Below are 17,016 nucleotides of genomic sequence, written 5' to 3' on the forward strand. Positions count from 1 at the left end.
ACTTTCGCAACCTTCAAGGTTGCGAAAGTGGCTTTCGCGTCGTTGGGGAGCGGTCGGCCGGGGTGTGTGCCCACGTGGGCATCGAGCGGCGGTTCGGCGTGATCAGACGGACGACACGCGTGACCAGACGGACGACACGCGGTGGGCCTCGGCCGCGCACCGTGTCGTCCGTCCGATCACGCGTGTCGTCCAGCCAATCACGCGTGTCGTCCGTCTGATCACGCGAGTTCGCGCCGCCCGCGTCAGGTGGTCGCGGGTGGCGACCAGGTCAGCCGCGGATCCGTCTGCACGAAACTGCCCAGCAGATGATCGATCCGCGTCAGCGCGTCGAGGTCCAGCACGACCCCGGCCGCCTTCGCGTTCTCGGTCAGCTGGGCGGCGGTGCTCGCGCCGGTCACCACGGAAGCGACGGTGTTGTGCTGCAACGTCCACGCGAGCGCCAGCTGGGCCATGGTCAGCCCGGCCTCGTCGGCGACGCCGCGCAGCATGCCGACGCGTTCGAGGAGGTCCGGCAGGAGCAACGGCCGCGCCTCGGCCGCCTTCGCGGCCCGGGAGCCCGGCGGGATCTCGCCCGGCCGGTACTTGCCGGTCAGCACGCCCTGCGCGAGCGGGACCGACGCGAACTGCCCGATCCCGGAGCGTTCGCACACCGGCATCACCTGGGCCTCGGCGACGCGCCACAGCATCGAGTAGTGCGGTTGGTTCGCGATGAGCGGGACACCGTGCCGTTCGGCGATCGGCCGCGCCTCCAGCAGTTGTTCCGCCGTCCATTCCGCGGTGCCCGCGTAGAGGATCTTCCCCTGCCGCACCAGATCCGACAGCGCGAGGAACGTCTCTTCCAGCGGCGTGCGGTAGTCGAAGCGCAGCAGCTGGTAGACGTCGATGTAGTCGGTGCGCAGCCGTCGGAGCGAGCCATGCAGCGACGTGACCAGGTGTTTGCGGCCGAGGCCCGCGTCGTTGACGCCCGGGCCTTCCGGCCAGAAGACGCCGGTGCACAGGACGAGATCGTCGCGGCGGGCGTGGCTCAGCGCCGCGGCGAGGTTCTCTTCGGCGGCGCCGCCGTCCCAGGCCGCGGCCGTGTGGAAGGTCGTGACGCCCGCGTCGAGCGCGGCCTGCACGCACTCCGCGCCGTCCTGGTGGGTGAGCCAGTTGCCGTACGAGATCTCACTGACGGACAAGCCGCTCGCGCCGAGCCTGCGGTACTCCATGGTCACTTCTTCCGCGCGCTGGTTTCGAGGATGGTGCGATCGATCCATTCGTCGAGACCGGCCGCCTTGCGGGCGTAGGTCTCCCGTACCGATTCGTGCGGCAGGATCAGGAACTCCTCCGACGCCAGCCCGTGCACGACGGACTCCGCGACGTCTTCCGGTTCCAGCAGGGGCGCGGCGGCGGCGATCGCGAGCGCGGCGGGGTGCCCGGCCGCGATCCCCGGCTCCAGCAGCGCGGTCCGCACGCCGAGCGGGCACAGCGCGCTGACCCGCACCCCGCGCGGACGGTAGGTGATGGCCAGCCACTCGGCGAGCCCGACGGCCGCGTGTTTGGTCACCGAATACGGCGCGTCACCGGGGGTGCCCAGTAGGCCCGCGCCGGACGCCGTGATCAGGAGATATCCGTGGCCACGGCTCAACATTCCGGGGAGTGCGACCTGAGCGGCATGGACGTGCTGCATGACGTTGATCGCCCACGACCGCGTCCACTGTTCGTCCGCGGCGTGCACGCCGGTCCCGAACGCGGCGCCCGCGTTGGAGCAGAAGAGGTCCACCGCGCCGAACACCGACCGGGCGTCGGTCACCAGCCTCTTCAAGTCCTCTTTGGACGACGCGTCGGCGTGGCGCGCGATCGCGGCGCCGCCCGCGGCGGTGATCCCGGCGACGACCTCCGCCGCGGCGTCGAGGTCGAGATCGGAGACCACCACCCCGGCGGCGCCCTCGGCGGCGAACCGCCTGGCCATGGCGGCGCCGATACCGTGTGCCGCGCCGGTCAGCACGACGACTCGTCCTGTTACTTCCACATGCGCTCCATGGTTATCGTTTCTGCTTTCGGTGACAATTATTCTGTTTTGTGACGCCGGTGAGCAATGTGTTGTCGAAATATGCGACGCGGGTGATAAAAGTGCAGGTCAATGGCTTGTTCCGCAGGTGTCGACATATTTGTTTCCGGCGCCGGACTTTAGCACGCGTTCCCTTGTTTTCCGAGTTTTCGCACGAGACTATTGCGCTCTCTGCGGCAAGTAGGTTATTTCTTGGGAATCCCGCTGAAAGATCGCCGAGCCCGGCGAGGTTCGACCAGCCCAGCCGAACAGGAGGTCCGCCGGTGAGTCATGCGACGGCGCGCACGCGGGTACTCGGCGTCAACCCGCTCGGACGTCCCGATCCGGGGCTGGCGGCCGCCGTCGCCAGGGGCGGCGGTCTCGGGATCGTGGATATCGGGACCACTGTGTCCACATCGGACTACCGCTTCCCGTTTGGCGTCCGGATCCCGGCGGGCGACCACGTGCGGGACGAAGAGGTGCGGGAAAGCGGCGCGGGGCTCGTGCTGCTGGCCGAGGGGGCGGTCTGGCGGGGCAGGGCCTGCCTCCCCGTGCTGGCCGAGGTGACCGGTGTCGAGCAGGCCGTCCGGATGCTCGACGCCGGCGCCTCCGGTCTGGTGGCGAGGGGAGCCGAAGCGGGCGGCTCGGACCTCACCACGTTCGTCCTGCTGCAGCGGTTGCTGGCGCGGTTCGGTGGCGGTGTCCCGGTATGGGCGTACGGGGGCATCGGGCCGAGGACGGCGGTCGCCGCGATCGCCGGCGGCGCGGCCGGCGTGGTGCTCGACGGGCTCGGCCTGTTCCCGGAGGCCGACGTGCCACAGGCGGACCGCATCGAGCTGGCCAGGGCCGACGACGGGCTCAGCGCGATGTTCGCGAATCGCTTCGAGGAAGCCGAAAGCGCTGTCCGCACGGTCGTGCGGTCGCTCGCGGTGCCGGCGAGCCGTGCGGGCCAAGGCGAACGGCTGTGCCGCACCTTGGGGACCCGCCTGCCGGTCGTGCAGGGCCCGATGACGCGGGTGAGCGACCAGCCAGGGTTCGCCGCCGCCGTGGCCGCGAACGACGGCTTCCCGTTCGTCGCGGTCGCCACCGCGAACGGCGCCAAGACCACCGAGCTGCTCGGCCGCACCGCCGAAGCCCTCGGCGACCGCCCCTGGGGAGCGGGCATCCTCGGGTTCGTCCCGGAAGCCCTGCGCGCCGAACAGCTCGCGGCGATCCGCGCGGCGCGCCCGCGCTGTGTGCTGATCGCGGGCGGGAAACCCGCGCAGGCCAAGACACTGGAGGCCGACGGCATCGCGACCTTCCTGCATGTGCCGTCACCGATCCTCCTGCGGCAGTTCCTCGACGCCGGGATCCGCCGGTTCGTCTTCGAGGGCGCCGAATGCGGCGGGCATATCGGTCCGCGGTCGAGCTTCGTGCTGTGGGAACAGCAGCTGGACGTCCTGCGCGAACACGGCGCCGACGACGTCGAGATCCTGTTCGCGGGCGGGATCCACGACGCCCGGTCCGCCGCGATGGTGTCGGCGATGGCGGAGCCGCTCACGGGTATCGGTGTCCTGATGGGCACCGCGTACCTGTTCACCGAGGAGGCCGTGACCCACGGCGCGATCACCGGGACCTTCCAGGACCGCGTGCTCGACGCCGGGTCCACGGTCACCCTGGAGACCGCGCCCGGACATCTGACCCGTTGCCTGCCCAGCCCGTACACCGACGAGTTCGCCGCACTGAAGGCCGGGCTTCGCGCGGACGGCGTCCCGCCGCAGGAGGCCTGGCAGCGGCTCGAAGAGCTGAACACCGGACGGCTGCGGATCGCGAGCAAGGGCATCCGGCGGGAAGGCGACGCGCTCGTCGAGGTCGACACCCTCGGCCAGCTCGCCGAGGGCATGTACATGGCGGGCCAGGTGACGGTCCTGCGCGAGCGGCGTACCGACATCGCCGCCCTGCACCGGGAAGTCACCGAAGGCGCGGCGGAACTGCTCGCCGCCCGCACTCCCGCCGAAGAGTCCGTTGTGGACGGTGATATCGCGATCGTCGGGATGGCCTGCGTGTTCCCCGGGGCACCCGACCTGCCGGCCTTCTGGTCCAACGTCCTGCATGGTGCGGACGCCGTCACCGAAGTGCCGGGTCAACGCTGGGACACCGACGTCTACGCGGACCAGTCGACGTCGAAATGGGGCGGTTTCCTGCCAGCGGTGGACTTCGACCCGCTCGCCTACGGCATCCCGCCCAAGTCGATGGGCAGTATCGACCCGGCCCAGCTGGTATCCCTGCAAACCGCGCGACGGGCCCTCGAAGACGCCGGTTACGGCGAAGGGGGCTTCGACCGCGAGCGCACTAGCGTCATCTTCGGCGCCGAAGCCGGGGGAGACCTGGCGAACGCCGGCGTCCTGCGCGCGCTGCTCCCCAGCTACCTCGAAGACGTCCCGGAAGAACTTCTCGCTCAACTGCCGGAACTGACCGAAGACTCGTTCCCCGGCACCCTCGCCAACGTCATCTCCGGCCGGATCGCCAACCGGCTCGACCTCGGCGGCGCCAACTACACCGTGGACGCCGCGTGCGGCTCGTCGCTGGCCGCGCTGGACCTCGCGGTGAAGGAACTGCGGGCGGGAACGAGTTCGATGGTCCTGTGCGGAGCGGTCGATCTGCACAACGGCGTCAACGACTACCTCATGTTCACCTCGGCGGGTGCCCTGTCGCCGACCGGACGGTGCCGTCCGTTCGACGCGACGGCGGACGGGATCGCCCTCGGCGAGGGCGTCGCGTGTCTCGTGCTCAAGCGGCGGTCCGACGCCGAACGCGACGGTGACCGCGTCTACGCCGTGGTCAAGGGCGTCGGCGCCGCCAGTGACGGCAAGGCGCTCGGTCTCACCGCGCCGCGTCCTGAGGGGCAGCGACGAGCCCTCGCCCGCGCCTACCGCGACGCCGGCGTGTCCCCGGCGGACGTCTCGCTGGTCGAGGCGCACGGCACGGGCACGGTCGTCGGCGACGCCACCGAACTGACCACGCTCACCGAGTTCTTCCTCGCCGCGGGTGCCGGACCGGGCACGTGCGCGCTGGGCTCGGTGAAGAGCCAGATCGGGCACACGAAATGCGCCGCGGGGCTGGCGGGCCTGATGAAGGCGGCGCTGGCGCTGTGGCACGAAGTCGTGCCGCCCACGCTGCACCTGAGCAGGCCGAACCCCGCCTGGGACGCCGAGAGCAGTCCCTTCACCTTCTCCACCGGCGCCCGGCCGATGCCGGTTCCGCGCGGACGCGAGTTCGCCGGAGTGAGCGCGTTCGGGTTCGGTGGGACCAACTTCCACGCGGTGCTCGCCGCCCCGGGAGTCCCGCCGGGGCGGCGGCACGGCCCGCGTGACTGGGACGCCGAGCTGGTCCTGCTCCGCGGCACCGACGTGGACGCCGCCCGCGCCACGCTGCAGGATCTGCTGGCGGCCAACGAAGGCCGTCCGCTGCGGGAGATCGCCGCCCTCGCCGCCGAACGGGGCGGATCGGGGCCGGTGCGGCTCGCGGTCGTCGCGAGTGACGTCGTGGAACTGCGCGAGGCCGCCGAGAACGATGGAGGTCTCGTCGCGGACGACACCGAAGCCGGTGAGATCGCGTTCCTGTTGCCCGGACAGGGCAGCCAGCGGACGGGAATGCTGGCGGACCTGTTCGTGCACTTCCCCGAACTGGCCGACGTCCTGAGGCTCGCTCCCGACGTCACCGCGGCGACGTTCCCGCCGCGCGCGTTCACCGAGGACGCCCGCGCCGCGCAGGACGAAGTGCTCAAGGACACGCGGGTCGCACAGCCCGCGCTCGGGCTCGTCGAATCGGCCGTCTGCCGGTTGCTCGCCGACCTCGGCGTCCGGCCGGATCTGCTGGCGGGGCACAGCTACGGCGAACTCACCGCGCTGTCGGTCGCGGGCGCGTTCGACACGCCGACCCTGGTGGCGCTCAGCCGGGCGAGGGCCCGCTCGATCGCCGAAGTCGCGGGCGCGGATCCGGGTGCGATGGCCGCGGTGAAGGCGTCCAGCGAGGAACTGGCCGCCGCCCTCGATCACCCGGACGTCATACTGGCCAACCACAACGCGCCGGGGCAGACTGTCCTTTCCGGACCGACGGCCGCCATCGAGGAGGCGGTCCGCGAACTGCGGACCCAGGGGATCGGTGCGAAGCGGATCCCGGTCGCGTGCGCCTTCCACAGTCCGCTGGTGGCCGGGGCGAGCGACGTGTTCGCCGTCGATCTCGACAACGCCGAGATCGGCGAGCCGGGTCCGCCGGTGTGGTCGAACCGCACCGCCCGGCCGTACGAAGCCGGAGCGGTCCGCACCGAGCTCGCGGCACAGATCGGCTCGCCGGTGCGCTTCGTCGAACTGATCGAGGACATGTACGCGGCGGGCGCGCGCACGTTCGTCGAGGCGGGCCCGGGACAGGTGCTTTCCAGGCTGGTGAAGGACATTCTTGGCGACCGGCCGCACACCGTGATCCCGTGCGACCCCGGCGGTCCTGGGCTGCGCGGGTTCCTCACCGCGCTCGCGCGCCTGGCCCTCACCGGTGTCGACGTGCGCACCGAACGGCTCTTCCGCGGCCGTGTCCGTGTCGGCCCGCTCCCCAAGCCCGCCTGGACCGTGGACGGCCAGACCGTCCGCGCGCCCGGTGGCGAGGTCCCCGCCCATGGGCTCGTGCCCGCCCGACGAATCCCGAGGACGACCATGAACCAGCCCGTGCCCGGACGTGACCAGGCCGTTGTCGAATTCCTCCGCACCAGCCGTGAACTGCTGGCGGCGCAACGGGATGTGATGCTGGGGTACCTCGGGACCACGCCGCTCGCCCCGACACCGGTGCAGGTCACGGCCGTGCCCGCGTTGCTGTCACCGGTCGAGGCTCCGGTTGTCGTGCCCGAACCGGAACCGGCCCCGGAGGCCGCCGTCACGGATGTCCTGGCCACCGTGATCGGCGCGATCAGCGAACGCACCGGCTATCCGGCCGAGATGATCGACGCCGATCTCGACCTGGAAGCGGATCTTTCCATCGACTCGATCAAACGCACCGAGATCGCGGGCTCGCTGCTCGCGAAGCTGGGTCTCACCGGCCGGGTGCACGACGACGCCCAGGACCAGCTCAGCCGTGATCGGACGGCGAGCGCGCTGGCCGCCCGGCTGCGAAAGTGGCTCGAACCGGCAGCAGCTACGCCTGCCCCTGCCGAGCCACCCGTCGGAACCGCTCCCGGCCGGTACCTGCTCGACCGCGTGTCCGCGCCGCTCGGCACACCCGACCTCGCGAAGGTGAACGGCAAATCGGTCGCGGTGAGCTTCGAGCCAGGCCAGGAGGAACTGGCCGAGTCGGTCCGCGCGGTGTTCGCCGGCGCGGGCGCGCTGCCGGGGGAGCGAGACGAGGCCGACGTCGTCGTCGTGCTGAATCCGTTGGCGGACGCCGAGGAACCCGTCGCGGCGCAGGTGTTCGGCCTGCTCAAGAGCGCCAGGGGCGCGGTGGTCGTGGTGGCGAGGCCGGGTGCCGGACCTGCCGCCGGCCTGCGCGGTCTCGTCCGCGCGGCGGCGCGGGAGCGGAGCGAGCCGACCAGACTGGTCGAGGTGGAGTCCACTGTGGACCTCGCACGGATAGTGCTGGAAGAGGCGATCGCCGAAGGTCCGGTGGCCGTTCGCTACGACACCGCGGGACGCGCGGCGTTCGAGCCTTCCGCGGGCTCGCTCGGTTCGATCGCGTATGCGGGCGCCGGTCCCGGCGGGGGAGAGGTCAAGGCACTCGGCCTCGACGCGGATTCGGTGCTGTTGCTGATCGGCGGTGCCCGAGGGATCACCGCGCGGGCGGCGGTCGCGCTGGCGGCGAGCGGATGCCGGATCGAACTGGCGGGCCGCACGCCGTGGCCTGCCGAGCCCGGCGACGAGGATCTTCCCGGTGACGCGCCGGGGATGCGCTCGGCCTTGGCCGCGCGGGGCGGCTCGCTCGCGGACATCGAACGCCGGGCGCGCACCGTGCTGGCCCAGCGCGAGATCGCGCGGACGCTCGACCAGATCCGCGCGGCGGGCGGTGTCGCCGCCTACCGGTCGCTCGACGTGCGCGACGCCGCCGCCGTCCGGCAGGTGGTCAAGGATCTGCACACTCGCTACGGCCGGATCGACGGCGTCGTCCACGCGGCCGGGGTGATCGACGACAAGCTGATGGCCGACAAGGACGAGCGCTCGTTCCGCACGGTCTACGGGACCAAAGTGGACGGTGCGCGGGCCTTGCTCGACGCACTGGAGCATTTCGGTGTGCGGCCCGCGTTCGTGACCTTCTTCGGCAGTATCGCCGCGGTGCTGGGAAACCGGGGTCAGACCGACTACGCGGCGGCGAACGACGCGCTCGAAACCCTCGGTGAACAGTGGGCGGAACGCACCGGTTGCCGGGCGCTGACCGTCCACTGGGGACCGTGGGCGCCATCGGACGAGCACGCGGGCATGGTCTCGCCCGAGCTGGCGCGCGAGTACGAGCGCCGCGAGGTGGCGCTGATCGACCCGGACGAAGGCACCGCCGCGCTGCTGCGCGAGCTGGCCTACGGCCCGGCCGACGTCCGCTCGGTGCTGTACACGGCGTCGCTGTGGTGAACAACCAGGAGCCGGTCGCGATCGTCGGGATGGGCGTGTTCCTTCCCGGCGCGTCCACTGTGGACGAATATTGGCGGAACGTCGTCTCGGGTACCGACGCGATCACCGAGATCCCGCCGCACCGCTGGGATCCGAGTTTCCACGACGGAGACGGCCGTACCCCGGACCGCACCTACGGCAGGCGCGGCGGGTTCGTCGCCGACAGCCTGGACTTCGACGCGACGGCGCTCGGCATCGCCCCCAGCAGCGTCGCCGGGATGGAGCCGGACCAGCTCGTCGCACTGGCCGTTGCCGCTTCCGCGGTCGACGACGCCGGTGGCCTGCGACGGCTCGGAGACCTCGAACGCGTGGGCGTGATCCTCGGCAGGGGCGGCTACCTCTCGCCCGGGCTCCAGCGATTCGACCAGCGGGTCCGGTCGGTCCGCCAGATCACCGGCGCCGTCCGGGAACTGCTGCCGTCGGCGCGTCCGGGGATGCTGGACCGGCTCCGCGACGCGCTGCTGGAACCGCTCGGCGAGTTCCGGCCGGACACCGCGATCGGGCTGGTGCCGAACCTCGCCGCGTCGCGGGTCGCCAACCGCCTGGACTTCGGCGGCCCCGCGTACACGGTGGACGCGGCCTGCGCGTCGTCGCTGCTCGCCGTGGACCAGGCGATCGGCGAGCTCGCGCGGCGCCGCTGCGACGTCGTGCTGGCCGGCGGCGTGCACCACTGCCACGACGACACGCTCTGGTCGATGTTCACCCAGCTCGGCGCCCTGTCGCCGAGCCAGCGGATCAGCCCGTTCTCGCGGGACGCGGACGGGCTGCTGATCGGTGAGGGCACCGCGATCGTCGTGCTGAAGCGGTTCTACGACGCGCGCCGCGACGGAGACCGGGTCTACGCGGTGCTGCGCGGTTCGGGGACGTCGAGCGACGGGAAGAGCGCGAGCCTGCTCAGCCCGGCGGTCGCCGGTCAGACGCTGGCGCTGCGCCGCGCGTGGGCGTCGGCGGGTCTCGATCCCACCGCGCCCGGCGCGCTCGGCCTGCTGGAGGCGCACGGAACCGCGACGCCGGCCGGTGACGCCGCCGAACTGGCCACCCTCGCCGAGGTGTTCGGCCCGCCGGACGGGCCCCGCGCCGCGATCGGCGCGGTGAAGGCGATGATCGGCCACACCATGCCGACCGCCGGGGCCGCCGGGCTGGTCAAGGCGGCGCTCGCGCTGCACCACGCGATCCTGCCGCCGACCCTGAACTGCGCCGATCCGAGCCCCCTGCTGGACAAGACGCGATTCCGTACCCTGACCACCGCCGAGCGCTGGCGTTCGGGGGACGTCCCGCGCCGGGCGGCGGTCAACGCCTTCGGTTTCGGCGGCGTCAACGCGCACGTGGTGCTGGAGGAGGCCGATCCGGCGCCCGCACGGCCGCGGCGGGCCAAGGTGAGCGTGGAACCCGAGCGAGTCCTGCTGCTCGCGGCGCCCACTCCCGGGGACCTGCGCGTCCTGCTCGACCGCCCGGACCCGGAATCCGGTGGGCACGGCCCGTGCCGGATCGGAATCGTCCGGCCCGACGAGAAGCGGCTCGAAGTCGCGCGGAGGGTGCTCGCGAAAGTCGCGGCCGAGGGCGGGACCTGGCACGGCCCCAACGACATCTGGTGCACGACGGCGCCGTTGCTGGGCCAGGCCGGGGCGAAGACCGCTTTCGTCTACCCAGGGCTGGAGGCTGACGCGGAACCGCGGTGCGCCGACGTCGCCAAACACTTCGGCCTTGACCGGCCGGAGTGGTCGACGACGAGCGTGCTTTCGCGCGCTTCGAGCGTGTCCCAGGTCGGGTTGCTGCTCGACGCCGCGCTGAGGCGGCTGGCCATCAAACCGGATCTGCTCGCCGGGCACAGCGTCGGCGAATGGACCGCGATGCAGGCGGCGGGCATGTACCCGGGACAGTCCACAGAGGACATGCTGAACCGGTACTGGCCGCAGGGGTTCACCCTGCCGGACGCCGAATTCCTCGTGCTCGGCTGCTCCGCGGAGCGCGCCGAGGCGCTGCTCGCGGCCGAACCGGAGCTGATGATCTCGCACGAGAACGCGCCGCGGCAGACGATCGTCTGCGGGGATCCGGCCGCCGCGGCCCGGCTCGCCAAACTGTGCACGCAGCACGGCGTCGTCGCCAGGACACTGCCGTTCCGGTCCGGGTTCCACACCCCGCTGATGCGGTCCCGGCTCGGCCCGTTCACCCGGCTCGCGGCGGAACTGGACCTGAAACCGCCGCGGGTCCCGGTCTGGTCGGCGACCACGGCGCGGCCGTATCCCGCGGATCCGGTGGAGGTCCGTGAGCTGTACCTGGCGCACCTCGTGCGCAAGGTCCGGTTCCGGGAACTCGTCGACGCGCTCTACGCCGACGGCGCGCGGGCCTTCGTGCAGGCGGGCGCCGGTCAGCTCGGTTCGTTCGTGTCGGACACGCTGGGCTCGCGGCCGCATCTGGTCATCCCGGCGTCGTCCGGTACGAGGCCGGGTCTCGCGCAGTTGCGCAGGGTCGCCACCGCGGTCTGGGTGGAGGGCGGGCGGCCCGCGTTCGAGGCACTGGAGCCGCGCCGGACCCGCATCGACACCGCGGGCACGCTGCTCTCGGTCGAGGGTGACGTCAAGGGCATGTTCGACGGCGCGGTCCCCGAACTGGCCGACGGGATCCCGGACGCGATCGTCGCGGAGTTCACCGCGCTGCTCGCGGAGACCAGGGAGGCCGCCGCGAGTGTCGCCAACGCGGCCGCGCGGCGCACCGTCGAGTCCACTGTGGACGTATCACTCGCGACGATGCCGTATCTGGTGGATCACCGGTTCTTCCGTCAGCGCGAGGGCTGGCCGGACGAAGCAGACTTCCGTCCCACCGTCCCGGCGACGACGCTGGTCGACCTGGCCTGCCGGGAAGCGGAGCGCGCCTGGCCGGGGACGGTCGCGACCGGGGTGAGCAACGCGGCGTTCTCCCGGTGGCTGATCGCCGCCCCCGCTGTGCGCGTGCCGGTTTCGATGACCCGAGAGGGCGACCGGATCAGTGTCCAAATAGGACCGCACGCCAGTATGGACGTCCATCTGGCGCAGCGGTATCCGACGGCTCCTCGGCCGTCCCCGCCACCGGGGCCGGAAACCGCCCCGCCGCTGACCGCCGCCGAGATCTACACCCGCCGCGAGATGTTCCACGGCCCCGCGTACCGAGGGCTCGACAAGCTCATCGGGCTCGGCGAACGGCATATCCGCGGCGACCTCGTCGTGCCGTCGGCGCCCGGCGCGCTGCTGGACAACGTCGGCCAGCTGCTGGGCTGCTGGCTGATGGCCACGAAGGCGGACGCGCTGCTGGCGTTCCCGACGTCGATGGGCCGGATCACCTGGTACGCGCCGGAACCGCCGCCGGGCACCCGGCTGCGGTGCGTGGTGCGGGTGCGGCTGCCGCGGCCGGACGTGCTGGAGATGGACGCGGAACTCGTGCTGGACGGCGCCGTGCTGGCCAGGATCGAGCAGTGGCGTGACATCCGGTTCCCGTGCGACCGGTCCGCCCACCGGGTCTACGCCTTCCCGGACCGGAACCGGCTTTCCGAGGACCATCACGGGGGCTGGACGCTGGTCACCGACCGGTGGCCGAGCCCTGCCGCGCGGGACATCTACGCCGGCATCTACCTCGGCACGGCGGAACGCGCCGAGTTCGCCGCCTGCGCGCCCCGGCGGCAGCGCGGCTGGCTGCTGGAACGGATCGCGATCAAGGACGCGGTCCGGGCGAAACTCGGCCTGGACGGCGTGTACCCGGCGGAACTCCGCGTGAGCGCCGACGGGACCAGGGTGACCGGGCTCCATGGCCGGACGGTGCCGCCGCTGGAGATGGCCGTCGCGACGACGGGAGAGGTCGCGGTCGCCCTCGTCCGTGAACCGGGCGCGACGCCACCCAGGATCGCCATCCGGGCGGAGGGCGAGCTGGCGGGGCTCGCCGAGGAGATCGGTGTCGGGGCGGAATTCGCCGGAATCCCGGGGCACGTGGTGGCCTGGAACCGCGGGTGAGAGCAAGGAGTAAGAGCATGACGATCGAACAGCAGAGCCCGGCGTCGGTCTTCGGCACCGTGGCGGAGTTGCTGAGGGAGCTGGTCGGGGACACCGACGTCCTCGGCATCGAGCTCACCCCGCAGACCACCTTCCACGAGGATCTCGGGCTGGAGAGCATCGACCTGGTGACCTTCGCGAGCATCCTCGCCGAGTTCTTCGGCGCGGACGTCAACCTCGCGGAGTTCCTGGCGGAGAAGGACCTCGACGACGTGATCGGGCTCCGCGTCGGCGACATCGCCGACTACGTGGCCTCCCGCCTCGGCGAACGGGGGTGAGGCGGTGCCGACGATGACCGTCAACGGGCTGCGCACCAACGTGCAGCTCGTCCCCGGCGGGGGCACGGAGACCGTGGTGTTCCTGCACGGCATGGGTACCGACAGCCTCGCGAGTTTCTACCTCACGCTCGCTCCGCCGGTCGCCGCCGCCGGGGTGGACGTGATCAGCTACGACCTGCGCGGGCACGGCAAGACCGAACGCCCCGAGCGCGGGTACACCATCGGGGACTTCGTCGCCGACCTCGACGACCTGCTCGACCAGCTCGATCTCGACCGGCCCGTTCACCTGGTGGGCAACAGTTTCGGCGGCACCCTCGCCTACAGCTACGCCGTGGCGAAACCGGAACGGGTGCGCAGCATCGTGTGCATCGAGTCGGAGCCTGCCACCGAACTGTGGGCGGGCAAGATGGCGCAGATCCTCGAACACACCGTGCGTTTCTTGAAGGTCGAGGAAAGCTTCGACTGGATCGAGGCCAACTACAGCGCGCATCACCGGCGGCTGGCGCGGATGGCGGCCGAGCGGATCATGTCCACCTCGATGGCCGAGGAGGTCCCGCTCGGACCGCTGCTGACCCTGGACGAGGTGGCGGGGATCGGCTGCCCGGTATTGTCCATTCTGGGCAGTCACGGCTATCAGGCCGACGATCTCACCGCGTTGACGTCCCTGTTGCCCCGCGGCGAACTGCACGTGTTCGAGGGCCAGGGCCATTCGGTGCTCGTCGAGCAGCACCGGGAGGTCCGGGAGCTGCTGCTGAACTGGATCTCGCGGCACGGGAGGCCACGCGGATGAGGTTCCTGCTGGTCGTCCCGCCGCTCACCGGGCACGTGGCGCCGTTGCGCGCGGTGGCCGCCGAACTGGTGGACCGTGGCCACGACGTCGCCTGGTGCGGTCCGGAACCCACGACGTCCGAGCTGACCAGGGCGGGCCGGGTGTACGCGGCCGGGGACGCACTGGAGTTCGCCGTCGAACGCCGTCCCGAGGGCCTGCGCGGGTTCGCGGCGCTGAAATACCTTTGGGAGCAGTATCTGGTTCCGCTCGCGGACGCGATGGTGCCGGGAGTCGAGAAGGCGGTGGCCGGGTTCCGGCCCGACGTCGTCGTCGCCGACCAGCAGGCGTTCGCCGGCGCCCTCGTGGCGAGCCGCCACACACTGCCGTGGGTGACGTCCGCGTCGACGTCCACCGAACTCCGGGATCCGCTGGGCGCCATGCCGAAGATCGCCGCGTGGGTCGACGGGCTGCAGGAAGGCCTGCGCGCGCGGCACAAGGTGCCCTGCGGGGATCTGCGGTTCTCACCGGAGCTCATCCTGGCCTTCACCACTGTGTCCCTTACCGGTCCGATCGCCGGCGTGGGCGCGGTTCGCTTCGTCGGTCCGGCGCTGGCCCCCGCGCCCCCGGTGGGTTTCTCGTGGGACCGGCTCGACGGCCGCCCGCTCGTCCTCGCCACCCTCGGCACCGCCAACGCGGCCCTCGGCCGCCGCTTCCTGTCCGAATGCGTCGACGCCCTCGCCGGGATGCCGGACGTCCAAGGTCTCGTCGTCGACCCCACCGGTGAGCTGCTCAGCGACGAAGTGCTGGTGGTCAAGCGGATCCCGCAGGCGGACGTGGTGCGCAAGGCGGCGGCGGTGATCTGCCACGGCGGGCACAACACCGTCAGCGAGACCCTCGCTTCCGGCCTGCCGCTGGTGATCGCGCCGATCCGGGACGACCAGTCGATGCTGGCGCAGCAGGTCGAGGCCGCCGGCGCCGGGCTGCGCCTGCGCTTCGACCGGGTGAAGGCACCCGACATCCGCGACACGGTCACCGAGGTACTGACCGAGCCCGCTTACGCCGCCGCGGCCGCCCGAGTGCGGGCGTCGTTCGCGGCGGCCGGGGGAGTCGTGGCGGCCGCGGACCACCTGGAGTCCCTGGCGCGTTGAGGTTTCGCTGTAAGTACGTGAAGGGGTCCTTCAGGTACTACCGACTGTCCGTGAAGGCCTCCTTCACTACCTTCAGGGTAGGCAAGGAGGCCTTCACGGCCACCCCGGTCCGGTCGCCCCGGCCGTCCGCTCGTGTGATGTCGCGAAAGTGGCTTTCGCGACATGCGCCTTGACCCGGGACTCGACCAAGGGCCACATCGCCCGCCGCTGGAGGTTGCGAAAGTGGCTTTCGCAACCTTCAACGTCGCGAAAGTGGCTTTCGCAACGCTGGGCACCGTTGCCAGCCGGGCTCGCCATGTCACATCGGGGCGACATCCCGTGGTGTCCGGAACGTCCGGGCCGCGATCCACCCACCGGCCGCGGCCGCCACGGCGGCGATCGCCAGCGAAATGGGGACCGACCAGCCGGAAGGACGTCCGAGCGCGAGCGCGCGGGTCGCGTCGATCGCGTAGGTGAGTGGGTTGAGCGCCGAGACCACCCGCAGCCACGTCGGCATCGTCTCGAGCGGCATGTACGCGCTGGACGAGAACATCAGCGGGAACATGACCACGAAGGACGCCATCTGCAGCGTTTCGGCCTTGCGCAGCCAGGTCGTGATGGCGACGAAGATCCAGCTCAGGCACCAGCCGACGACGAGCGTGAGCACAAGGGCGGCGGTGATGCCGAAAACGCCGCCGGTCGGCCGAAAACCCAGCAGTACCACGCTGGCGAGCGCGGTCACCAGCAGTTGCACGCCGAGCCGCGCGGAATCCGAGATGGTGCGCGCCACCAGAACGGCCGAAAGGCTGATGGGCATGCAGCGGAGGCGTCCGGTGAATCCACTGTAGATCTCCGCGAGCAGGCCGGCGCCCGAACTCATCGCGGTCGTCATCGCGATGTTCACCAGCGTCGCCGGGACGAGGAAGTTCACGTAACCCTGGTAGGCGGCGACGCCGGGCAACGTGCTGACGCCGTTGAACACCTGGCTGAACAGCAGGAGCAGCACGATCGGTTGCAGCAGCCCGAAGAACACGAGCCGCCGGTCGCCGAACGCCGTCTTCAGCGAGCGGGCGGCGAGCACCCGGACCTGGGTGGCGAAGGTGCTCGGCGGCCAGGTCGACGGGTCGCCCAGCACCGGCGGTGACGGCGCGCGATGCCGTGCCTCGGTCATGACGTGACCGCCGGATTCCGGTGCAGCGAAAGGTAGACGTCGTCGAGTGTCGGCTCCGCGACGGTGAGGTCCTTCATCGGCGCGCCCGCCGCGTCGAGCGCGCGCACCAGCACCGTGATGTCGGCGGGCCCGGACAGCGCGACCCCGACCACCAGCCCGGAGGCCGAGGTCGTGCAGCTCATGCCGAGCCGGTGGATCGCGGCCAGCGCCCGGCGGGCGGCGAGGTCGGTGCCGAAGGTCAGGGTCGCGGTCCGTTCCCCGAGCCGGGCCTTCAGCTCAGACGGCCGCCCGGAAACGGTGACATGCCCCAGCCCCAGCACGATGACGTGATCCGCCAGCCTGTCCGCCTCCTCGAGGTACTGCGTGGTGAGCACGATGGTGGTGCCGCGTGCGGCGAGCCGTTCGACGCCGTCCCAGAGCCCCGCCCGGCTGAGCGGGTCGAGACCGGTCGTCGGTTCGTCGAGGAAGAGGACCTCGGGGGAGCCGACGAGCCCCGCGGCCAGGTCGAGCCGCCGCCGCATGCCGCCGGAGTACGTCCGCGCTGGGCGGTCGGCCGCGTCGTCGAGGCCGAACATGGCGAGCAGTTCGGCCGCGCGCGCCCTGGCCTGGCGCCGGTTCGCGCCCAGCAGCCTGGCGACGAGTTCGAGGTTGCCGCGGCCGGAGAGCGCGTCGTCGACCGCCGCGAACTGGCCGGTCACCCCGATCCGCCGCCGGACGTGACGCCCGGCGCGCACGACGTCGAAACCGCAGACCTTGGCGCTGCCGCCGTCCGGTTCGACACGGGTGCTGAGGATGTCGATCAGTGTCGTCTTGCCCGCGCCGTTGTGGCCGAGCACCGCGAGCACGGTGCCGCGGCCGACCCGGAGACTGACGCCGGCGAGGGCCGTCACTTCACCGTAGTGCTTGGCGAGGCCGGTCACCTCGATGGCAGCCTGCTCCATTCGCCGAACGTAGCGGGGCCTTCGGTACGGCCGCAATGCCCAGGGCCTCGTGAGTGGCAAGG

9 protein-coding genes are annotated in these 17,016 nt (G+C 71.6%); 5 read left to right on the forward strand and 4 right to left on the reverse strand.

What is annotated here, in order from left to right:
• Positions 1-242: 242 nt before the first annotated feature.
• Positions 243-1,208, reverse strand: coding sequence for an aldo/keto reductase (locus ACFVM3_RS36035; RefSeq protein ID WP_378444374.1), 966 nt, complete (start codon positions 1,206-1,208; stop codon positions 243-245).
• A gap of 2 nt (positions 1,209-1,210) precedes the next feature.
• Positions 1,211-2,011, reverse strand: coding sequence for an SDR family oxidoreductase (locus ACFVM3_RS36040; protein ID WP_378444375.1), 801 nt, complete (start codon positions 2,009-2,011; stop codon positions 1,211-1,213).
• Positions 2,012-2,313: 302 nt separating this feature from the next.
• Between ACFVM3_RS36040 and ACFVM3_RS36045 the strand changes: the two genes are divergently transcribed.
• The 5 genes from ACFVM3_RS36045 to ACFVM3_RS36065 are packed head-to-tail and all read left to right on the forward strand — an operon-like array spanning position 2,314 to position 14,863.
• Positions 2,314-8,610, forward strand: a complete 6,297-nt coding sequence (locus ACFVM3_RS36045) for an SDR family NAD(P)-dependent oxidoreductase (protein ID WP_378444376.1) — start codon at positions 2,314-2,316, stop codon at positions 8,608-8,610.
• Positions 8,607-12,629, forward strand: a complete 4,023-nt coding sequence (locus ACFVM3_RS36050; protein ID WP_378444391.1) for a beta-ketoacyl synthase N-terminal-like domain-containing protein — start codon at positions 8,607-8,609, stop codon at positions 12,627-12,629. The genes ACFVM3_RS36045 and ACFVM3_RS36050 overlap by 4 nt, the downstream gene beginning before the upstream one ends.
• A gap of 17 nt (positions 12,630-12,646) precedes the next feature.
• Positions 12,647-12,946, forward strand: a complete 300-nt coding sequence (locus ACFVM3_RS36055; RefSeq protein ID WP_378444377.1) for an acyl carrier protein — start codon at positions 12,647-12,649, stop codon at positions 12,944-12,946.
• 4 nt (positions 12,947-12,950) lie between these two features.
• The gene (locus tag ACFVM3_RS36060) at positions 12,951-13,736 is read left to right on the forward strand and encodes an alpha/beta fold hydrolase (RefSeq protein ID WP_378444378.1); all 786 of its coding nucleotides are present in this window, start codon (positions 12,951-12,953) and stop codon (positions 13,734-13,736) included.
• A complete protein-coding gene (locus tag ACFVM3_RS36065; RefSeq protein ID WP_378444379.1) occupies positions 13,733-14,863 on the forward strand; it encodes a glycosyltransferase in 1,131 nt (376 codons plus the stop codon). The genes ACFVM3_RS36060 and ACFVM3_RS36065 overlap by 4 nt, the downstream gene beginning before the upstream one ends.
• 298 nt (positions 14,864-15,161) lie before the next feature.
• Here ACFVM3_RS36065 and ACFVM3_RS36070 read toward each other — a convergent pair whose 3' ends face one another.
• Positions 15,162-16,013, reverse strand: a complete 852-nt coding sequence (locus ACFVM3_RS36070; protein WP_378444380.1) for an ABC transporter permease — start codon at positions 16,011-16,013, stop codon at positions 15,162-15,164.
• Positions 16,010-16,954 (reverse strand): ATP-binding cassette domain-containing protein, encoded by a 945-nt coding sequence (locus ACFVM3_RS36075; RefSeq protein WP_378444381.1) that lies wholly within the window; start codon positions 16,952-16,954, stop codon positions 16,010-16,012. The genes ACFVM3_RS36070 and ACFVM3_RS36075 overlap by 4 nt, the downstream gene beginning before the upstream one ends.
• Positions 16,955-17,016 lie beyond the last annotated feature (62 nt).

The organism is Amycolatopsis sp. NPDC057786, assembly GCF_042797905.1.
Taxonomy (GTDB): domain Bacteria; phylum Actinomycetota; class Actinomycetes; order Mycobacteriales; family Pseudonocardiaceae; genus Amycolatopsis.